Annotated in this window: 1 pseudogene; it reads left to right on the forward strand. The window is 78.0% G+C overall.

The window, feature by feature from the left end:
* Window positions 1-84: 84 nt before the first annotated feature.
* Window positions 85-1,052: pseudogene (locus AB0F81_RS51390) on the forward strand (hypothetical protein); the annotation flags it as partial.

Raw genomic sequence — 1,052 nt, forward strand, 5'->3', positions numbered from 1 at the left:
CCCACCCGCTCCGGGTGTTCGTCGACCTCGTCGCCCGGGTCCGGCCGCCACTGCGGGATGAACACCAGACCCGGGTCCACCAGCGTGAACCCGTCTCTCGCCGTGCTCGGCCTGCTCGCCGCAGCCGCGCGGCACCAGCCGGTGCTCTGCCTGCTCGACGACGCGCACCTGCTGGACACGCCGAGCTGGCAGGCGGTCAGTTTCGCCGCCCGGCGGGCCGGCGGGGAACGGCTCGCGATCCTCGCCACCGTGCCGGCCGGCACCGAGACCGGCGGCCTGCCGGTGCGCCGGCTCGCCCCGCTCACGCCGGACGCGGCCCGGGAGCTGCTCGCCCACCACGCGCCCGACCTCGCCGAAGAGGTCGCGGCGGCGGTGGCCGAGCTGAGCGGCGGCAACCCGGCCGCGCTGCTCGACCTGGTGGACGCGCTCAGCCCGGAACAGCGCCGCGGCTACGCGCCGCCGCCGGAGACACTGCCGCCGGGCAGTTCGCTGCGCCGCCGGTACCGGGCCGAGCTGGACGCCCTGCCCGCACCGACCCGGGAGCTTGTGCTGCTCGCGGCCGCGCTGCCACAGGCGCCCCTCACCGATGTCCTCGCTGCCGCCGCGGCGCGAGACGCGGCTTCGGTCAGCGACCCCGCCACGACCGGCCACGCCGCAACCGTCACCGACAGGGCCACCGCCGGCACCGCGACCAGCGCCGGCGACCCGGCCACCGTCAGCGACGCGACCAGCGCCTGCGACCCGGATGAGCAGCCCGCGACGGCGAGCTGGACCGGGTTCGACCGCGGATACGCCGACGGCAGGCTGCCCGGACTCGAACCGGCGGCTGGCGCCGAAGACCGGCTGCGCGACTTCGAGCCGGCCGAGCGGGCCGGGCTGATCACCGTCAGCGGGGACGAGGTGCGCTTCGTCTCGCCGCTGCTGCGGGCCTGCGCCTACGCCGAGGCACCGGTGGGCCGCCGGCAGGCTGCCCACGCCGCCCTCGCGCGGGTGGCCGCGGCGCGCGACGACCACCTGAACGCCCTGCTGCACCGCGCGGCCGCCACCACCGG

It is taken from the genome of Actinoplanes sp. NPDC024001 (assembly GCF_040638955.1).
In the GTDB taxonomy this organism is placed as follows: domain Bacteria; phylum Actinomycetota; class Actinomycetes; order Mycobacteriales; family Micromonosporaceae; genus Actinoplanes.